Raw genomic sequence first — 16320 nt, 5'->3', positions numbered from 1 at the left:
AACCCTCCCCTTGAGGGAGGGTCAAGACCGCCTTCGGGCGGTCTTGGGGAGGGGTTCTCCGTCGGATCTGCGGCAGGCGGCGCGAAGTACCCCCTCCCGAAAACGCAAAGAGCGTTTTCGACCCCCCTCAAGGGGAGGTTCAAGAAAGAGGGCCGGATCCTGAGCGCGCCGCTGGCGAAACCAGCCTGCCGTCGACCCCCCCTTTGACGCCGGCCGTGACCCCGCCTAGCGGGCCCGAATCACCCCCCTCTTTCCTCTTTCCTCTTTCCTCTTTCCTCTCCCTCTCCCCTCTCTCTCTCTCTCTCTCTCTCTCTCTCTCTCTCTCCCCTCCCTCCTCTCTCCCCTCCCTCTCCCCTCCCTCTCCCCTCCCTTACCTCCGCCCCCTACCGCCCCTTGATCCAGTCCAATATTGGACTATCTTATCCATGACTGGATAAAGGAGCGCTGCCATGCCCCGCCTCGCCCGAACCGCTGAACTCGCCACCGTAGCGCCCGACCGCTTCGCGGCACCCGCCCGGCGTCGTCTTGGCGGTCCCGGCCTCCGCACCTTCAGCGCCATCGCCGATCGCTGGGGGCTCGGCGAGGCCGACCGCATGCGCATTCTCGGCCAGCCCGGACGCTCGACCTATTTCGGCTGGCTCGCCAAGGCGCGGAGCGGCGCCGAGCTGATGCTGCCGGTCGATACGCTCATCCGCATCTCCGCCCTGCTCGGCATCTACCAGGCGCTGAAAATCGTCTTCCCGAGCGACGCCGAGGCTAACAGGTGGTTAACAACCGGGAACACCGGCCCGCTGTTCGGCGGCCAGCCCCCGATGGCACTGATCACGGCCGGAACGCAGGACGGCATGATGCTGCTGCGCCGCCATCTCGACGCCTGGCGCGGCGGCCTGTTCTCCGCGCCCCTCCCCGGCTTCGACGACGAGATCGCGCCGATCGAGACGAGCGACATTGTCTGGGCATGACCGCATCCGATTTTCCGAAAACTGCGATCGAGCAGCCCACCCACCGGCTGATTCCGTCCCGCTTTCCGCCGATTTCGGCCTTCGAGGACGTTGCCTCGGCCGACGATCTCGCCGCCGTGCTGGAGCTGGAGGGCTGGACCAACGACCGGCTGGTGGCCGAGCGCGCCGCCCGCCTCCCCCGCGCCGAATGGGTCTATGGACGGCCGAACGCCAGCGTCGTCATGGCGTCGTTCCTGCACACGCCGCCGACCGGCCTGCGCTTTTCCGGCGGCGCGCTCGGCGCCTGGTACGGCGCGCTGTCGGTCGAGACCTGCATCGCGGAAGTGTCGCATCATCTCCGCCGCGAGATGCTGCGCTCGGGCGCCGATCGTTTCGTCACCACCTATCGCGCCTACACCGCCCGGATCGACGGCGCCGGCTACGTCGACACGCGGGGAATGGCCGAGAATCGGCCGGATCTCTATGCGCGCGCCGACTATGCCGCGCCGCAGGCTTTCGGCGAGGCGATCCGGGCCGAGGGCGGCGACGGCATCCTCTATGACAGCCTCCGCCATCGCGGCGGCGTCAATGTCTGCGCCTACCGGCCGTCGAAGATCCAGGAGGTCACGCAGGCAGGCCACCTCGAACTGACGGTCCGCACCGAAGGCAAGATCGTCGCGCGACGGCTGGCCTGAGCGCCGCCGGTCAGCCCGGAAACAGCCCGAAATAGGGCCTCGCCTCGGCGACCACCCGGGCGAAGGACGGGCGGTCCAGCAGCCGGCCGAAATAGCCGAACAGGCCGGGGTGGGATTCGTTGAAGGGCTGGACCTCGTTGGCGTAGAACAGCGCCGGGGCGGCAGCACAATCCGCCATGGTGAACGCGTCGCCCATGGCCCAGAAGCGATTGCCGAGGGCCTTTTCGAGCATGTCGTAAGAGGTCCTGAGCGTCGCCCGCGCGGCCTCGACACCATGCGGATCGCCGCGCCCTTCCGGCCGGAGCTTGTCGGTCACGATCTTCTGCATCGGCTCGTGCACATAGAGATCGTAGAAGCGATCGGCGAGCCGGGTCTGCCAGGCGAGATCGGGATCCTCCGGGATGAAGCGGGTCCGGCCCGGATAGAAGCGCGCCAGATACTCGATGATGACGGTCGATTCCGGCACGATCTGGCCGCGCGCCTGGTCGCGCAGCACCGGCATCTTGCCGATCGGCCAGAGCGCGTTGAATTCCGCCCGCTCGGCCGGGTCGCCGAGATCGACCAGACGCGGCTCGAAGCGCGTCTCCGTCTCGTAGAGCGCCATCAGCGCCTTCTGGCAGAACGAGGCCAGCGGATGCATGTAGAGCGTGAGAGTCATGGCATTCCCTCGCTTTCCATGGGATCGAGCCGGCGGAAAATCCGCCAGCCCGGAAATCGCAACGGTCTTGCCTGCCGGACGTCAGTTGCGCCGGTAGGCAACGCCCTTCTCGTCGAAGACCTGAAGGTGCTTGAGCGGCGAGGTGAGTCCAACCGTGTCGCCCTTGTTGACCTGGATGTCGTTCTCCAGCTTGGCGACGATCGGCTCTTCGGTCCCGATATCGACATAGATCAGCGTCACTTCGCCGAGCTGCTCGATGATGTCGACGGTACCGCGGAAGATCGCGTCGTCGCCGGTCGTGATCACGAGATCCTCGGGCCGGACGCCGAAGGTCGCCTTGGTGCCGGCGGCGCTCTCCGGAATGGCGGCGCGGACGGCGATCGCCTCGCCGCCGTTCGGGCGGACGCGCGGGCTGGCGCCGCCTGACTCCACCACGCAGGGGATGGTGTTCATCGACGGTGAGCCGAGGAACTTGGCGACGAAGAGGTTATCGGGGTTGTGATAGAGCTCCATCGGCGCGCCGACCTGCTCGACCCGGCCGGCGTTCAGCACGACGATCCGGTCGGCCAGCGTCATCGCCTCGACCTGGTCGTGCGTGACGTAGATCATCGTCACGCCGGCCATGCGCTCGTGCAGCTTGTTGATCTCGATGCGGGTCTGCACGCGCAGCGCCGCGTCGAGGTTCGACAGCGGCTCGTCGAACAGAAACACCTTGGGATCGCGCACGATGGCGCGGCCAATGGCGACGCGCTGGCGCTGGCCGCCCGAAAGCTGCTTCGGCAGACGATCGAGATAGGGCGTGATCTGCAGCACGTTGGCCGCCTCGCGCACGCGCCGGTCGATCTCTTCCTTGCCGCCGCCGCCGAGCTTCATGCCGAAGGCCATGTTGTCGTAGACGGTCATGTGCGGATAGAGCGCGTAGCTCTGGAACACCATGGCGATGCCGCGCTTCGACGGCGCCAGCTGGTTCACCACCTTGCCGTCGATCTGCAGCGTGCCGGAGGTGATGTCCTCGAGGCCCGCGATCAGGCGCAGCAGCGTGGACTTGCCGCAGCCGGACGGACCGACGAAGACGATGAACTCGCCCGATTTGATGTCGAGATCGATGCCGTGCAGGACCTTGACGGTGCCATAGGCTTTCTTGATGTCGCGTAGCAGCAAGCCGGCCATGTCTGTTTCCTTCCCGTGCCCGTTTCTTGTTCAGGCGATCTTGCCGAAAAATGCGTCGCGGCCGCCGAGGCTGACGGTCCGCCCCGAAGCGTCGAGCGAAGCGGCGAAGCCGCTGCCGTCGAGCGCCGATACCGTCGTGCCGGCCGGAACCGTGAAGCTCGCCGCGGTGCCGGCGAGGTTGAAGACGCAGAGGATCTTCTCGCCCTCCGTCTCGCGCACGAAGGCGAGCACGTCGGCGGGCGAGTCGACGAAGGCGATCGAGCCGTCATGCAGCGCCGGATGGGCGCGGCGGAAGGCGATCGCCTGGCGGTAATGCGCCAGCACCGACGCGCGGTCGGCGGTCTCGCGGTTGACTGCCCGCGCCACATGCTCCTGCGGCACCGGCAGCCACGGCTTGGCGGCCGAGAAGCCGGCATGGGCGCCGTTCGATTCCCAGACCATCGGCGTGCGGCAACCGTCGCGGCCCTTGAATTCGGGCCAGAAGCGGATGCCGTAGGGATCCTGCAGATCCTCATAGGCGATATCCGCCTCGGTCAGGCCGAGTTCCTCGCCCTGGTAGAGGCAGACCGAACCGCGCAGCGACAGCAGGATGCTGGCGGCGAGCTTGGCGACGCCGTCATAGTCCCCGTCCGTGGTCCAGCGCGAAACATGGCGGACGATGTCGTGGTTGGAGAAGGCCCAGCACGGCCAGCCGTCGCCGACGATCGCCTCGAACGCCTTGATCCGGTTGACGAAGTGCTCCTTCGTGAAGATCGGGCTCAGGAAGTCGAAGGTGTAGCACATGTGCAGCTTGTCGCCGCCGGCGGTATAGGCCGCCATCGTCTTCAGCGAGCGCGGGCCGTCGCCGATCTCGCCGACCGTCGTCTGGCCAGGATAGCGATCCAGCAGCGCGCGCAGGCGCTTCAGGAATTCGAGGTTTTCCGGCTGGCTCTTGTCGTGGATGTGATCCTGCCAGTTATACGGGTTGACCGCCGGCGCCTCGGGCGAATTGCGGTCCTCCAGCTTCGACGGCGGATTGTCCTCAAGCCCCTGCGAGTGGACGTAGAAGTTCACCGTGTCGAGGCGGAAGCCGTCGACGCCGCGCTTCAGCCAGAACTCGACGCTGTCGAGCAGCGCATCCTGCGCCGCCTTCGAGTGGAAGTTGATGTCCGGCTGCGAGGTCAGGAAATTGTGCAGGAAATACTGGCAGCGGGTCGTGTCCCACTCCCAGGCCGAGCCGCCGAAGATCGACAGCCAGTTGTTGGGCGGCGTGCCGTCCGGCTTCGCATCGGCCCAGACATACCAGTCCGCCTTCGGATTGGTCTTGGACGAGCGGCTCTCCTTGAACCAGGCGTGCTGGTCGGAGGTGTGCGACAGCACCTGGTCGATGGTAACGCGGATGCCGCGGGCATGCGCCTCGGCGATCAGCTTGTCGAAGTCCTCCAGCGTGCCGAACAGCGGATCGACGGCGCAATAGTCGGAGACGTCGTAGCCGAAATCCTTCATCGGCGACTGGAAGAACGGCGAGATCCAGATCGCGTCGACACCGAGCGAGGCGATGTGGTCGAGCCGGGCGGTGATGCCCTTGAGGTCGCCGACCCCGTCGCCATCCGTGTCCTGGAACGAGCGCGGATAGATCTGGTAGAGGACCGCGCCGCGCCACCAGTTGGCGTCGGCGGCCAGCGCGGGGGACGCTGCGCCGCCGGATACTGCTTCGTTCATCATCAGCCCTTTACGCCACCGGCGGTCAGGCCGGAGATGATCTTGCGTTGGAAGATGAGCACCAGCACGACCAGCGGCACGGTGACGATCACCGACGCGGCCATGATGTTGCCCCAGGGAATTTCGTACTGGCTGGCGCCGGACAAGAGCGCGATCGCCACGGGCACCGTGCGGGTGGCGTTCGACGAGGTGAAGGTCAGCGCGAACAGGAACTCGTTCCAGGCGGCGATGAAGGCGAGCAGGCCCGTCGTCACCAGCGCCGGCCACATCAGCGGCATGAACACCTTGGTGATGATCACCCAGGGCGTGGCGCCGTCGACGATCGCCGCTTCCTCGATCTCGATCGGCAGGTCGCGCATGAAGGTGGTCAGCACCCACACGGTGAACGGCAGCGTGAAGATCATGTAGGCGAAGATCAGCGCCAGCGGCGTGTTGAAGATGCCGAAGAAGCGCACGATCTCGAACAGGCCGGCGAGCACCGCGATCTGCGGGAACATCGACACCGACAGGATGGTGAAGAGTAGCAGCGAGCGGCCGCGGAAGCGGACGCGGGCGAGCGCGAACGACGCTGTCACCGCGAGCAGCAGCGAGATCGCCACCGTCACCGTCGACACCAGCAGCGAGTTGCCGAGATTGCGGACGAAGCTGCCCTGCGTCAGGACGGCGACGTAGTTGTCGAGCACCAGCGACTTCGGCCAGTAGTCGATCCGGAACAGATCCGTGCCGGATTTGAACGAGGTCAGGATCGCGTAATAGAACGGAAAGACCGAGATGAAGACGATGAGCAGGACCAGCGCATAGAAGGCGGTCCGCTTGGCGAGGGTCCAGACCATCAGCGGCCTCCGTCGAAATTGACGCGACCGACGACGATGTAGACCACCGTGATCACCGCGAGGATCAGGAACAGGAAGGTCGCGGCGGCCGAGCCGTAGGCGAACTTGTCGAAGTCGAACAGGTTCTCGCGGGCATAGACCGACATCGTCTTGGTCTGCGAGTTGTTCGGCGTCAGCACGTAGATCAGGTCGAAGATCCGGAGCGCGTCGAGCATGCGGAAGATCACCGCGACCATCAGGGCCGGCCGGATCAGCGGCAGCGTCACCCTGAAGAACACCTTCACCGGATGCACGCCGTCGATCTTGGCGGCCTCGTAGATGTCGCCCGGCACCATCTGCAGGCCGGCGAGGATGAGCAGCGCCATGAAGGGCGTCGTCTTCCAGATGTCGACGACCAGCACCGCGAGCATGGCGGTGTCCGGATTGGCGGTCCAGGCGATCTTCTGGCTGATGATGCCGAGATTGAGCAGGACGTCGTTGATGATGCCGAACTGGTCGTTGAGCATCCAGCCCCACATCTTGGCGGAGACGACGGTCGGGATCGCCCAGGGAATCAGGATGGCGGCGCGGACGATGCCGCGGCCCTTGAATTCGGCGTTCAGCACCAGCGCGACGATGGTGCCGAAAATGGTTTCCAGCGTCACCGAGACGATGGTGAACTTGACGGTGTTCCAGACGGCGCGCCACCAGATCGGATCGACCAGCAGGCCGTCATAGAGGACCTTGCCGCTCTTCAGCGTCGTGGCCGAGAAATAGTTCTCGAAGCCGATCCATTGCGCCGCCTCGATATTGGCGAGCGAAGCGTCGGTGAAAGAGAAGTAGATGCTGCGCAGCAGCGGCCAGCCGGCGACGAGCGCCAGGACGGCCAGCATGGGCGCCAGGAAGATCCAGGCCGAGCGCACGCGTTGGCGCATCAGGTCCGATCGCACTCCCTCGACCGGCGCGGTAATTGTCTCGGCTACCGCCATGTTCTCGGCTCTCGCTGGTTGGACCGATGCCTCGGTCGTCATCGATGGAAGGTGGCGGGACCTTGCCCGCCACACAGAAAACCAAAGAGACCCGGCCGGAGGCCACGCAGGCTTCCGGCCGGGCTCCTGGATGTTACCAGTTGGCGCCCTTGAGCTTGGTCAGCTTGGCCTCGAGCTGCTCGAGGTTGTCGGCTGCCGAACCGTTGCCGCTCAACGTGTCATGCGTGGCGGTCCAGAAGTTGGACGACACTTCGTTGTACTTGACCTTGGCCGGAGCCGAAGGACGCGGCACGGCGTTCTGGAAGACTTCCTTCCAGCGCGGGATGATCGACTGCTCCTTGGCGATGTCGGCATCGTCGTAGAGGGCCTGGATCGTCGGCAGGTTGGAGGCCTTGAGGGCCTTCAGCTTCTGCATCTCGGGCGAGGTGATGAACTTCACCAGCTCGACGGCTTCCTTCGGGCTCTTCGAATACTTCGAGACGGCCAGGTTCCAGCCGCCCAGCGTCGCGGCCGACTTGGCGCCCTCGCCGGAGCCTGCCGGCAGCGGAACGACGTCGAACTTGTCCTTCACGGCCGAGTCGGCGCCGTTGCCGAGACCGTAGGCGTAGGGCCAGTTGCGCATGAACACGGCATTGCCGGTCTGCCAGACGCCGCGCGCCTCTTCTTCCTGATAGGCGAGCACGCCCGGCGGCGAGATGGTGTTGACCCAGCCCTTGGCGCGATCGAGCGCTTCGACGGCCTGCGGGTTGTTGATCGAGATCGAGCCGTCGGCCTCGATGATCTGGCCGCCGCCGTTCGACTTGACCCATTCGAGCGCGTTGCAGGTCAGGCCTTCATAGGAATTGCCCTGCCAGACGAAGCCCCAGATGTCCTTGTTGCCGGCCTCGCGCTCCTTGTCCTGGATCTCCTTCGCGGTCGCCGCGAGCTCGTCCCAGGTCTTCGGCGGCGTCTTGCCGTACTTCTCGAGCAGGTCCTTGCGGTAATAGAGAGCCGGCGCGTCGGTGAAGAGCGGCATGGCGACGAGCTTGCCGTTCACCGTCTGCGATTCGACGATCGACGGGAAATGCGCGCCGATGACGTCCTTGGTCGCATCGGTCAGGTCGAGCAGCTGGTCGGCCAGCTGCGGCGCCCAGATGACGTCGGTCTGGTAGACGTCGATGTCGGAATTGCCGGCGGCGAGCCAGAGCTTGTACTGGCCGAACTGATCGCTCGTCGACGACGGCATCGGCACGATGGTGACCTTGTTGCCAGTCGCCTTCTCGAACAGGTCGAGCTGTTCGCGCAGCACGGCCAGGCCATTGCCGGTGTCGCCCGAGACGATCGACAGATTGGCGGCATTGGCAGCACTGCCCATCAACACGATACCGGCCCCGAAGGCCAGAAGCGCAGAGCGCAAGTTCATTGCAGGAACCTCCCTGAGAGACTGTCCATGACAGAAACTTGGAAACCGGGCCTCGCCAGTGCCTTGCACCCCGAACCGCCAGGCCTCCCGCTTCCAAAGCGCCCTTGGCGAAGGTTGTACCTTCACACTCTCCTCAAAGCGCTTTGAGGGCATTCTCACCGGCAAGCCGCTCCACTGTCAACCCCGACAGCCGGCGGGTCGAATGTGCGCTGCAATATGATAATCTTTCAATTTCATACGATAAATCAGCGTAATTTCTTGATTTTCCGGACGCTTTGCTGCCATTGACGGTTTCCGCAGTGCAGCAGGCTCGACCGGCTCGGGGCGGTTCCGCGACAGCGCGCTTGCCAGGACGATTGAAAGCGCTTTGAATGATTTCGGGAGGATGCTTTTCCACATGAGGCTGAAGGAACTGGCGTCGCACTTGGGATTGTCGCAGACGACCGTGAGCCGGGCGTTGAACGGATATCCCGAAGTCAACGAGGACACGCGACGGCGGGTGCTGGACGCGGCGCGGCGCTATGACTATCGCCCGAACGCCAGCGCGCGACGACTCGCCACCGGCCGTTCCGGCGCCATCGGCATCGTCCTGCCGACCGACCGCAACATGCTGCTCGATCCGCACTATGTCGAGTTCCAGGCCGGCCTCGGCGAAAGGCTGATGAAGGACGAGATCGACATCGTGCTGTCGCCGTCCCGCGCCGGCGACGAGATGGCCACCTATCGCCGCATGGCCGTCAGCTCGCGCGTCGACGCCGTGATCCTGTCGAGCCCGGTCGTCGACGACCCGCGCATCGCCCTCCTGAACGAGATCGGCCTCCCCTTCGTCGTGCACGGCCGCTCGCAGACCCGGCACAGCTATGCCTGGCTCGACATCGACAATGAGGGCGCCTTCCGCCATGCCGCCAAGCACCTGCTCGATCTCGGCCACCGGCGCATCGGCCTGATCAACGGCGAGACGCGGCACACTTTCGCCATCGACCGCGAGCGCGGCTTCCGCGCTGCGCTGGCCGACCATGGCATCGCCGCCGACGACCGGCTGATCGCCGAGGGCACCATGAGCGACGAGAACGGCTACCGCGTCACGGCCCGTTTTCTCGCGGAACGCCCGCGCCCGACGGCGCTGCTCGTCTCCTCGATGATGATGTCGCTCGGCGCGCTGCGCGCCATCCGCTCCGCCGGACTGGTGCTCGGCCGCGACATCTCGATGATCGCCCATGACGACGTCATCCCGTTCCTAAGCCCGGACGCCATGGTGCCCACCATGTCGACGACCCGCTCGTCGATCCGGTCCGCCGGCACGCGCATCGGCGAACTCCTGATGGAAATCATCGCAGACGGCCGCGCCCCCGGCAGCATCCATGAACTGTGGCCGGTGGACCTCGTCATCCGCGGCTCGACCGGTCCAGCGCCCCGGGATTGACCGCGACACCCGATCCGGTGGAAATCACAGCCGGTGATTTGCCCGAGCGGAGTTGAACGCGATGCGCCCCATCCTGGCCGGCCTGCTGCTTCTTGCGGCGGGAGCGCTTTCGACGCCGGCGCAGGCGCAGACGGTGAGCGAAGCGCCCGATCCGATCGACACGGCGCTGGCGGAATGCCTCGGCAAGCCGGAGACCAGCACCAGCCCGGCCATGATCGCCTGCTTCGACACGGCGCGCGCCGCCTGGGAAAAGGAAATGGCGGCCGCCTTCTTCGCCCTGTCGGCGTCGCTCGACGCGCAATCGCGCGCCCTGCTGCGCGGCTCGCAGAAGCAGTGGGAAGGCTTCATGTCCTCCGAGCAGCGCTTCCAGGCGGTACGCCGGGCGAGCGCCCAGGGCGCCAAGCTTTCCGTGACCTTCGCCCGGGAAAATGCCGAGCTGGTAAAGCAGCGGGTGCTGGCGCTGCGCAACTATCGCGGAATCTAGCCGCGCCGTCTGGCCGCGTTTTCTTGACGCGAACCGGTATCCACTTCGCGCGAAAACGCTCTGGCCGCGCCGTCCGGTCGCCTTGACACGAGCGGCCGATCATCGAACAACCGTTCCATCCTGCCCGCAATTAGAACTGACGGATCAAAAGCAGAATGCCCGCCGCTCCCTTCGCCAACGCCGCCCTGATCGCCGTCGACTGGGGTACGACCCGCTGCCGCGCCATGTTGCTCGATGGCAATGGCGCGGTCCTCGACGAAGCGGACAGCGCGGACGGCATCGGCGCGCTCGGCGGCGCCGGCCATGAGGACGCCTTCAACGCGGTCGTCGCCAACTGGCCCAAGGTGCCGGCGATCATGGCCGGCATGGTCGGCAGCCGGCAGGGCTGGCATGAGGCGGTCTACGTCAACGTGCCGGCCTCGGCCGAGGCGCTCGCGCAGGGGCTGCTCAAGTTCGAAACCTCCGACCACCGGCCGATGGCGATCGTGCCGGGGCTCGTGCTGCGCTCGGAAACGCGCGACGGCGACGTCATCCGCGGCGAGGAGACCCAGTTGATCGGCCTGATCGAGGAGGAGCCAGATTTCAGCGGCATCGCCATCCTCCCCGGCACCCATTCCAAATGGGCGGCGATCGAGAACGGTGAGATCACCACGTTCCAGACCTTCCTGACCGGCGAGGTCTTCGAGCTTTTGGCGCGCAAATCGCTGCTTCGCCATTCCGTCGCCGAGGATTCCGACGACATCGCCGGTTCGCCACATTTCGCCCTCGCGGTCCGGCGCAGCGTCCTCGAGGGGCTGCCCTTCCTCGGCGCGATCTTCTCGGTCCGCGTGCGCCAGCTTCTGGACGGCGTCTCCGGCGACGACAATCTCGCCTATCTCTCGGGCCTGGTCATCGGCGGCGAGATCGCGGCGGCGAAGCAGATCGGGCTGCTCGACGCCGAGCGGCCGATCCGCATCATCGGCTCGCGCACGCTCGCCCGCTCCTACGACGCCGCCTTCAAGGTCGCCGGCCACAAGGCCGAGACGCGCGACGGCTCCGCCCTTGTCCGTCGCGGCCTCATCCGCCTCGCCCGCGCCAACGGCCTCCTCTGAGAACGACCTTCGGATAAAGCACCATGACCCATCCCCTCTTCGGCAATCACATTCCGATCATCGCCATCCTGCGCGGCATCACCCCGCCCGAGGCGGATGATGTCTTCGACGCTTTGATCGGCGCCGGCATCACGCTGATCGAAGTGCCGCTGAATTCGCCCGATCCCTTCGATTCCATCGCGGCCATGGTCCGGCGCGCCGCGGGCCGCGCCAAGATCGGCGCCGGCACCGTGCTGACCGAGGACCAGGTCCAGGGGGTCCGGGACGTCGGCGGCGAACTCGTCGTCTCGCCGAACGCCGACCTGGCGGTGATCCGCAAGACCAAGGCGCTGCGCATGGAATCCTATCCCGGCGTGTTCACGCCGACGGAAGCCTTCGCCGCGCTCTCGGCCGGCGCCGATGCGCTGAAGTTCTTCCCCGCCGAGCTGATCGGCACGTCCGGCATCAAGGCGATGAAGGCCGTGCTGCCGAAGCATGTTCCGGTGCTCGCCGTCGGCGGCGCCAACGAGACCAATTTCGGGGATTATATCCAGGCCGGATGCGCCGGCTTCGGCATCGGCTCGAACATCTACAAGCCCGGAATGACGGCTGCCGAGGTGGGCGAACGGGCACACAAACTGGTTGCAGCCTTCAAGGCCGCTGCAATCGTAACGTAAACTTACTTTCACATTAGTCTAATGAGAAAACATATTTGTTTTCAATGACTTGATTCGTATCTATATCGCCCGGCATGCCTGCCGGGCGATTTGTTTCAAATCCCGGCCTAATTCGAAAACCGGGATTTCCGACCATGCGATCACACATGATCGCAGCGCTTCTCTGCGCTGCCTCCTCGCTCGCCATATCCACAGCGGCTCGCGCCGACGCCATCGGCCCGACCGTCGAATTCACGCTCGGGGGCGGCCAGGAAAACGGCGCACTCGGCGGCTTCGACATCTTCCTGCCGTTCGGCTTCGGCGATCGCTCGATCGGCTTCGGCGACATCCGCGGCCATATGAACAACGACCAGATGACCCAGTTCTCGGCCGGCCTCGGCTGGCGCATGAACCTGGATGGCGTCTGGACCGTCGGCGCCTACGGCTATTACGACTACCTGCGCAGCGGCCACGACAACAACTTTCACCAGGTTTCGGCCGGCGCGGAGCTGATCTCGCGCGACATGGTCTTCCGCCTGAACGGCTACCTGCCCTTCGGCGACAAGTACGGCTCCGCCGCCGAGGCGAACGCCGCCCTGATCGAGGCAGGCCGCCTGGTGTTCCGCGCCGGCCAGGAGCGGGCGCTCGCCGGCTTCGACGGCGAGGCTGGCTTCCGCCTGCCGATCTTCGACGCCAAGTCGTCCGCCCAGATGATGCTCTATGGCGGCGGCTACTGGTATGACGGCGACGGCCGGTTCGACGACATCACCGGCGTCAGCGCCCGGGCCGAGCTCTCCTTCTCCGACCTGCCCGGCTTCACGCAGGGCTCGACCTTCAGCGTTTCGGCGGGCCTGACCTACGACAACGAGGACAAGGCCCAGGGCCAGTTCCTCGCCCGGCTGCGCATCCCGCTCGGCAAGGCAGGACCGGCGCTCGCGGCGCGCGATCCGCTGATGCAGCGCGTCGAGCGCGCCAACTTCATCCGCACGCGCGTCGGCGCGACGGGCGACGCGGAAGCGGCGATCTACAAGGATACCGGCAATCTGGTCGGCAATGTTCGGACCATCTCGTCCGCGACCGGCAACGCGGCCGAAATCAACGAGGCGCTCGCCGCCGCCGGCAAGAATGCGCTGATCCTCGCGGACGGCGTGATCCAGCTCAATCAGTCGCTGCTGCTTTCGTCCGGCCAGTTCATCGTCGGCGGCAAGGGCGGCCTGGAAATCGTCGGCGCCCGCAGCGGCGGTGCGGCCACCTTCACGCGCTCCGGCGCCGAGACGAAGCTCGTCGGCAGCAACGCCAATGCAGACGTGCTCGCCATGGCCGATGACAGCGGCGCGGTCGGCCTGTCGATCCGCGGCGGTCGCGACGGCGTTGCCGGCAAGAACGTCGAGAACATCACGCTGCGCGGCCTCGACATCGCCGAGACGGCGAGCCACGGCATCTTCCTGAGCGGCGTCGACGGCGCGCTGATCGAGAACACGAAGATCCACGACCTGACGATCTGCCAGAACAACACCACCTGCGAATTCTCGATCTTCAATCCGAGCCGCAGCGTGCCGAACGCGGCGATCTCGCTGTTCTCGGCGAAGGACGTGACGATCCGCGACGTCGATATCCGCAACACCACCTACGGCATCTTCGCCAACGCCCAGTTCGAGGATAACGACGACTGGCGCTCCTACGCCCCCAATCCGACGACCGGTCTGACCATCGAGAACGTCTCGATCAGCAATACGCGGCGCGAGGCGGTGCAGTTCGTCGGCGTCGAGGATGCGTCGATCCACAAGCTGACGATCGACAACTCCATGGCGCAGCGCACGATGGACCTGATGGTCATGATGTCGTCGACCGGCATCAAGATGGACGACCTGACCCTGATCGGCGGCGTCAATGCGCTGCAGTTCATCGGACCGTCCGGCTTCGCCAAGCCCGCCAGCGACATCCAGGTCTCCAACGTCGTCATCGAAGGCCAGAGCCGCAGCGGCATCATGTTGAACATGGGTTCGAGCGACATCCACTTCTCCAACATCGCCATCCGCGACGTCGCCGACCACGGCATCTATCTCTACGGCCCGTCTCCCTTCTTCGGGATGCCGCTCAAGAATGTCAGCTTCGACAATGTGAAGGTGGAGAGCGCCGGCCAGGAAGCCGTCTATCTCGCCGGCACGCTCGGCAACATCTCCGGCGACATCAAGGTAGGCACGGCGAAGGCCGACTGCGCGGCGGCGACGGGTCAGTGGACGTCGACCGATCTGGTCCAGACGGGCGGCGCGACCTTCTCGGTCGCCGGCACGGTCGTCACCCCCGGCACTTTGTCCGCCAACTGCCGTTGAATAAGGCTGACGAAGCAACCAAGTAGGGTTCACGATCGCGAGAGCGAACGCCTCAAGCGAAAGTGAACCCGCTTGTGACCGACGTCATAAAATCCGCATACTGATCTGTGTAGTATGAGGCCTATGAAGCGAGATCAGGAGAACCGTCATGGACGTTTCCACCGCCTGCTTCCCACGGGAGGCTTCACTCAACGAACTGCTGCATGAGCCGATCATTGCCATGCTGATGGCAAGTGACGGCGTGCATTCCGACGATATCCGCGCGCTCTATCGCAAGATGGAACGCCGGACCGAGACGCGGCGCCCCCGCGATCTCGAGGCGATGGAGCGTTGCTTCATACGGTGAGATGGGCGCGGACGATGTCCGAGCCCATTTCGGATTGCGTGCCCGAGACGACGATCTCGCCGCGATCCATCACAGCAAATCGATCGGCCAGTTCATGTGCGAAATCGAAATACTGCTCGACCAGAAGGATCGCCATGGTCCCCTGTGCGCGCAGCCATTCGATCGCACGGCCGATATCCTTGATGATCGACGGCTGGATGCCCTCCGTCGGCTCATCGAGGACGAGCAGCCGGGGCCGCATCACCAGCGCGCGCCCGATGGCGAGCTGCTGCTGCTGACCGCCTGACAGGTCGCCGCCGCGCCGGCTAAGCATATCCTTCAGCACCGGAAACAGATCGAACACATAGTCGGGAATGTTGCGCTCGCGACGCGCGAGCGGCGCATAGCCCGTTTCGAGATTCTCCTTCACCGACAGGAGCGGGAAGATTTCCCGCCCCTGCGGCACATAAGCGATGCCGGCCTTGGCCCGCTCATGCGGCGCCATGCGGCCGAGCGGCTTGCCCTCCCACAGGATCTCGCCGCCCGAAATCGGCCGCTGGCCGACGATGGCGCGCAGCAGGCTGGTCTTGCCGACGCCGTTGCGGCCCATCAGGCACGTCACCTTGCCGGTCTCGGCCGAGAGCGAGACATGGCGGAGCGCCTGCGCGGCGCCATAGAAGAGATCGACATTCTTCGCTTCGAGCATGATCAGTCCTTTTCGGCTTCCGGCTCCTGCGTCGCCTCCCCCGGCCCCTTCAGCGCGAGGTTCCAGGCGGCGGCGCGGCGTGACGGGCGCTTGGCGTCCGGCGGCGGCCGCCGCGGCGGATCGGGCCCCGGATCCCCGGGCCGCTCGCCGGCGGGCCGCTGCGTCATGGCTAGCGGCCCAGATAGACTTCGATGACCCTGGGGTCGGCCGAGACCGCGTCGAGGGAGCCCTCGGAGAGGACGGATCCCTCATGCAGCACGGTCACCTTGACGCCGAGGTCGCGCACGAAGGTCATGTCGTGCTCGACCACCACCACCGATTTCGTCCTGGCGATCTCCTTGAGCAAAATCGCCGTTTCGGCCGTCTCGGCGTCGGTCATGCCGGCCGCCGGCTCGTCGACGAGCAGCAGCTTCGGCTCCTGCGCCAGGAGCATGCCGATCTCCAGCCACTGCTTCTGGCCATGCGAGAGATTGGCGGCGAGCCAGTCGCGCTTGTCGGCAAGGCGGATGGTGGCGAGGATCTCCTCCACCCGCGCGATCTCGACCTTCGAGGTGCGGTGGAACAGGGTGGCGAAGGGTTTGCGGACGCCGGCGAGCGCCAGGTCGATATTGTCCCAGACCGTGTGGCTCTCGAAGACGGTCGGCTTCTGGAACTTGCGGCCGATGCCGAGCGAGGCGATCGACGCCTCGTCCATGCGGGTCAGGTCGGTATCGCCGGCGAAATAGACGTCGCCCGAGTCGGGCTTGGTCTTGCCGGTGATGACATCCATCATCGTCGTCTTGCCGGCGCCGTTCGGGCCGATGATTGCCCGCATCTCGCCGGGCTCGATCACCAGCGACAGGCCCCGCAGCGCCTTGAAGCCGTCGAAGGAGACGCTGACGCCGTCGAGATAGAGCAGCGAATCCTTGGCCTTGGCGTTCGCGACCTGGGTATTTGCCGTGTTCATGAGGCTCAC

At 65.6% G+C, this 16320-nt stretch carries 17 protein-coding genes; 8 read left to right on the top strand and 9 right to left on the bottom strand.

The window, feature by feature from the left end:
- The first annotated feature begins 449 nt into the window (after window positions 1-449).
- Both K32_RS02095 and K32_RS02090 read left to right on the top strand, forming a co-directional pair.
- Window positions 450-962, top strand: coding sequence for an MbcA/ParS/Xre antitoxin family protein (locus K32_RS02095; protein ID WP_201402435.1), 513 nt, complete (start codon window positions 450-452; stop codon window positions 960-962).
- Window positions 959-1636: an RES family NAD+ phosphorylase gene (locus K32_RS02090; RefSeq protein ID WP_201402434.1), complete on the top strand. Its 678-nt coding sequence runs from the start codon at window positions 959-961 to the stop codon at window positions 1634-1636. Before K32_RS02095 ends, K32_RS02090 begins: the two co-directional genes overlap by 4 nt.
- 10 nt (window positions 1637-1646) lie before the next feature.
- On the opposite strand, the gene K32_RS02085 is transcribed toward K32_RS02090, so the two are convergent.
- The 6 genes from K32_RS02085 to K32_RS02060 form a co-directional block, all read right to left on the bottom strand.
- Window positions 1647-2294, bottom strand: a complete 648-nt coding sequence (locus K32_RS02085) for a glutathione S-transferase family protein (protein WP_201402433.1) — start codon at window positions 2292-2294, stop codon at window positions 1647-1649.
- Between the two features lie 81 nt (window positions 2295-2375).
- On the bottom strand, window positions 2376-3464 hold the full coding sequence (locus tag K32_RS02080) for an ABC transporter ATP-binding protein (protein WP_201402432.1): 1089 nt from the start codon (window positions 3462-3464) through the stop codon (window positions 2376-2378).
- 30 nt (window positions 3465-3494) lie between these two features.
- Window positions 3495-5165, bottom strand: a complete 1671-nt coding sequence (locus tag K32_RS02075; protein ID WP_201402431.1) for an alpha-glucosidase family protein — start codon at window positions 5163-5165, stop codon at window positions 3495-3497.
- Between the two features lie 2 nt (window positions 5166-5167).
- Window positions 5168-5998, bottom strand: coding sequence for a carbohydrate ABC transporter permease (locus K32_RS02070; protein ID WP_201402430.1), 831 nt, complete (start codon window positions 5996-5998; stop codon window positions 5168-5170).
- Window positions 5998-6966, bottom strand: a complete 969-nt coding sequence (locus K32_RS02065; protein WP_201402429.1) for a carbohydrate ABC transporter permease — start codon at window positions 6964-6966, stop codon at window positions 5998-6000. The genes K32_RS02070 and K32_RS02065 overlap by 1 nt, the downstream gene beginning before the upstream one ends.
- 133 nt (window positions 6967-7099) lie before the next feature.
- Window positions 7100-8368 (bottom strand): ABC transporter substrate-binding protein, encoded by a 1269-nt coding sequence (locus K32_RS02060; protein WP_201402428.1) that lies wholly within the window; start codon window positions 8366-8368, stop codon window positions 7100-7102.
- Window positions 8369-8765: 397 nt separating this feature from the next.
- On the opposite strand from K32_RS02060, the gene K32_RS02055 reads away from it, so the two are divergent.
- The 6 genes from K32_RS02055 (at window position 8766) to K32_RS02030 (ending at window position 14680) form a co-directional block, all read left to right on the top strand.
- Window positions 8766-9791 (top strand): substrate-binding domain-containing protein, encoded by a 1026-nt coding sequence (locus K32_RS02055; protein ID WP_201402427.1) that lies wholly within the window; start codon window positions 8766-8768, stop codon window positions 9789-9791.
- A 61-nt stretch (window positions 9792-9852) separates the two neighbouring features.
- Complete coding sequence (locus K32_RS02050; protein WP_201402426.1) at window positions 9853-10275, top strand: lysozyme inhibitor LprI family protein; 423 nt, start codon at window positions 9853-9855, stop codon at window positions 10273-10275.
- Between the two features lie 155 nt (window positions 10276-10430).
- Window positions 10431-11366, top strand: coding sequence for a 2-dehydro-3-deoxygalactonokinase (locus K32_RS02045; RefSeq protein WP_201402425.1), 936 nt, complete (start codon window positions 10431-10433; stop codon window positions 11364-11366).
- Between the two features lie 23 nt (window positions 11367-11389).
- On the top strand, window positions 11390-12022 hold the full coding sequence (locus K32_RS02040) for a 2-dehydro-3-deoxy-6-phosphogalactonate aldolase (RefSeq protein ID WP_201402424.1): 633 nt from the start codon (window positions 11390-11392) through the stop codon (window positions 12020-12022).
- Window positions 12023-12168: 146 nt separating this feature from the next.
- Window positions 12169-14334, top strand: coding sequence for a right-handed parallel beta-helix repeat-containing protein (locus K32_RS02035; protein WP_201402423.1), 2166 nt, complete (start codon window positions 12169-12171; stop codon window positions 14332-14334).
- A gap of 148 nt (window positions 14335-14482) precedes the next feature.
- Entirely contained in the window at window positions 14483-14680 is a 198-nt protein-coding gene (locus K32_RS02030) for a hypothetical protein (protein WP_201402422.1), read from the top strand.
- Here the strand turns inward: K32_RS02030 and urtE are convergent.
- Genes urtE through urtD form a run of 3 tightly spaced genes read right to left on the bottom strand, consistent with a single transcriptional unit; the run spans window position 14670 to window position 16311 of the window.
- Window positions 14670-15365, bottom strand: coding sequence for an urea ABC transporter ATP-binding subunit UrtE (urtE, locus tag K32_RS02025; RefSeq protein ID WP_201402421.1), 696 nt, complete (start codon window positions 15363-15365; stop codon window positions 14670-14672). The genes K32_RS02030 and urtE overlap by 11 nt on opposite strands.
- Window positions 15366-15367: 2 nt before the next feature.
- A complete protein-coding gene (locus K32_RS02020) occupies window positions 15368-15532 on the bottom strand; it encodes a hypothetical protein (protein WP_201402420.1) in 165 nt (54 codons plus the stop codon).
- 2 nt (window positions 15533-15534) lie between these two features.
- Window positions 15535-16311: an urea ABC transporter ATP-binding protein UrtD gene (gene urtD / locus K32_RS02015; protein ID WP_201402419.1), complete on the bottom strand. Its 777-nt coding sequence runs from the start codon at window positions 16309-16311 to the stop codon at window positions 15535-15537.
- Between the last annotated feature and the right edge of the window lie 9 nt (window positions 16312-16320).

The sequence above is a fragment of the Kaistia sp. 32K genome (genome assembly GCF_016629525.1).
In the GTDB taxonomy this organism is placed as follows: Bacteria; Pseudomonadota; Alphaproteobacteria; order Rhizobiales; family Kaistiaceae; genus Kaistia.
The sequence above is the reverse complement of the archived record's forward strand: the minus strand, read 5'-3'. Positions and strand labels throughout refer to the sequence as shown.

Excerpts from the sequence above, each read along its gene's own strand:
- K32_RS02065 (WP_201402429.1), bottom strand. The coding sequence starts at position 6,966 with ATGGCGGTAGCCGAGACAATTACCGCGCCGGTCGAGGGAGTGCGATCG.
- K32_RS02070 (WP_201402430.1), bottom strand. The coding sequence starts at position 5,998 with ATGGTCTGGACCCTCGCCAAGCGGACCGCCTTCTATGCGCTGGTCCTG.
- K32_RS02090 (WP_201402434.1), top strand. The coding sequence starts at position 959 with ATGACCGCATCCGATTTTCCGAAAACTGCGATCGAGCAGCCCACCCAC.
- K32_RS02030 (WP_201402422.1), top strand. The coding sequence starts at position 14,483 with ATGGACGTTTCCACCGCCTGCTTCCCACGGGAGGCTTCACTCAACGAA.
- urtD (WP_201402419.1), bottom strand. The coding sequence starts at position 16,311 with ATGAACACGGCAAATACCCAGGTCGCGAACGCCAAGGCCAAGGATTCG.
- K32_RS02080 (WP_201402432.1), bottom strand. The coding sequence starts at position 3,464 with ATGGCCGGCTTGCTGCTACGCGACATCAAGAAAGCCTATGGCACCGTC.
- K32_RS02085 (WP_201402433.1), bottom strand. The coding sequence starts at position 2,294 with ATGACTCTCACGCTCTACATGCATCCGCTGGCCTCGTTCTGCCAGAAG.
- K32_RS02055 (WP_201402427.1), top strand. The coding sequence starts at position 8,766 with ATGAGGCTGAAGGAACTGGCGTCGCACTTGGGATTGTCGCAGACGACC.
- K32_RS02020 (WP_201402420.1), bottom strand. The coding sequence starts at position 15,532 with ATGACGCAGCGGCCCGCCGGCGAGCGGCCCGGGGATCCGGGGCCCGAT.
- K32_RS02050 (WP_201402426.1), top strand. The coding sequence starts at position 9,853 with ATGCGCCCCATCCTGGCCGGCCTGCTGCTTCTTGCGGCGGGAGCGCTT.
- K32_RS02075 (WP_201402431.1), bottom strand. The coding sequence starts at position 5,165 with ATGAACGAAGCAGTATCCGGCGGCGCAGCGTCCCCCGCGCTGGCCGCC.
- K32_RS02060 (WP_201402428.1), bottom strand. The coding sequence starts at position 8,368 with ATGAACTTGCGCTCTGCGCTTCTGGCCTTCGGGGCCGGTATCGTGTTG.
- K32_RS02045 (WP_201402425.1), top strand. The coding sequence starts at position 10,431 with ATGCCCGCCGCTCCCTTCGCCAACGCCGCCCTGATCGCCGTCGACTGG.
- urtE (WP_201402421.1), bottom strand. The coding sequence starts at position 15,365 with ATGCTCGAAGCGAAGAATGTCGATCTCTTCTATGGCGCCGCGCAGGCG.
- K32_RS02040 (WP_201402424.1), top strand. The coding sequence starts at position 11,390 with ATGACCCATCCCCTCTTCGGCAATCACATTCCGATCATCGCCATCCTG.
- K32_RS02035 (WP_201402423.1), top strand. The coding sequence starts at position 12,169 with ATGATCGCAGCGCTTCTCTGCGCTGCCTCCTCGCTCGCCATATCCACA.
- K32_RS02095 (WP_201402435.1), top strand. The coding sequence starts at position 450 with ATGCCCCGCCTCGCCCGAACCGCTGAACTCGCCACCGTAGCGCCCGAC.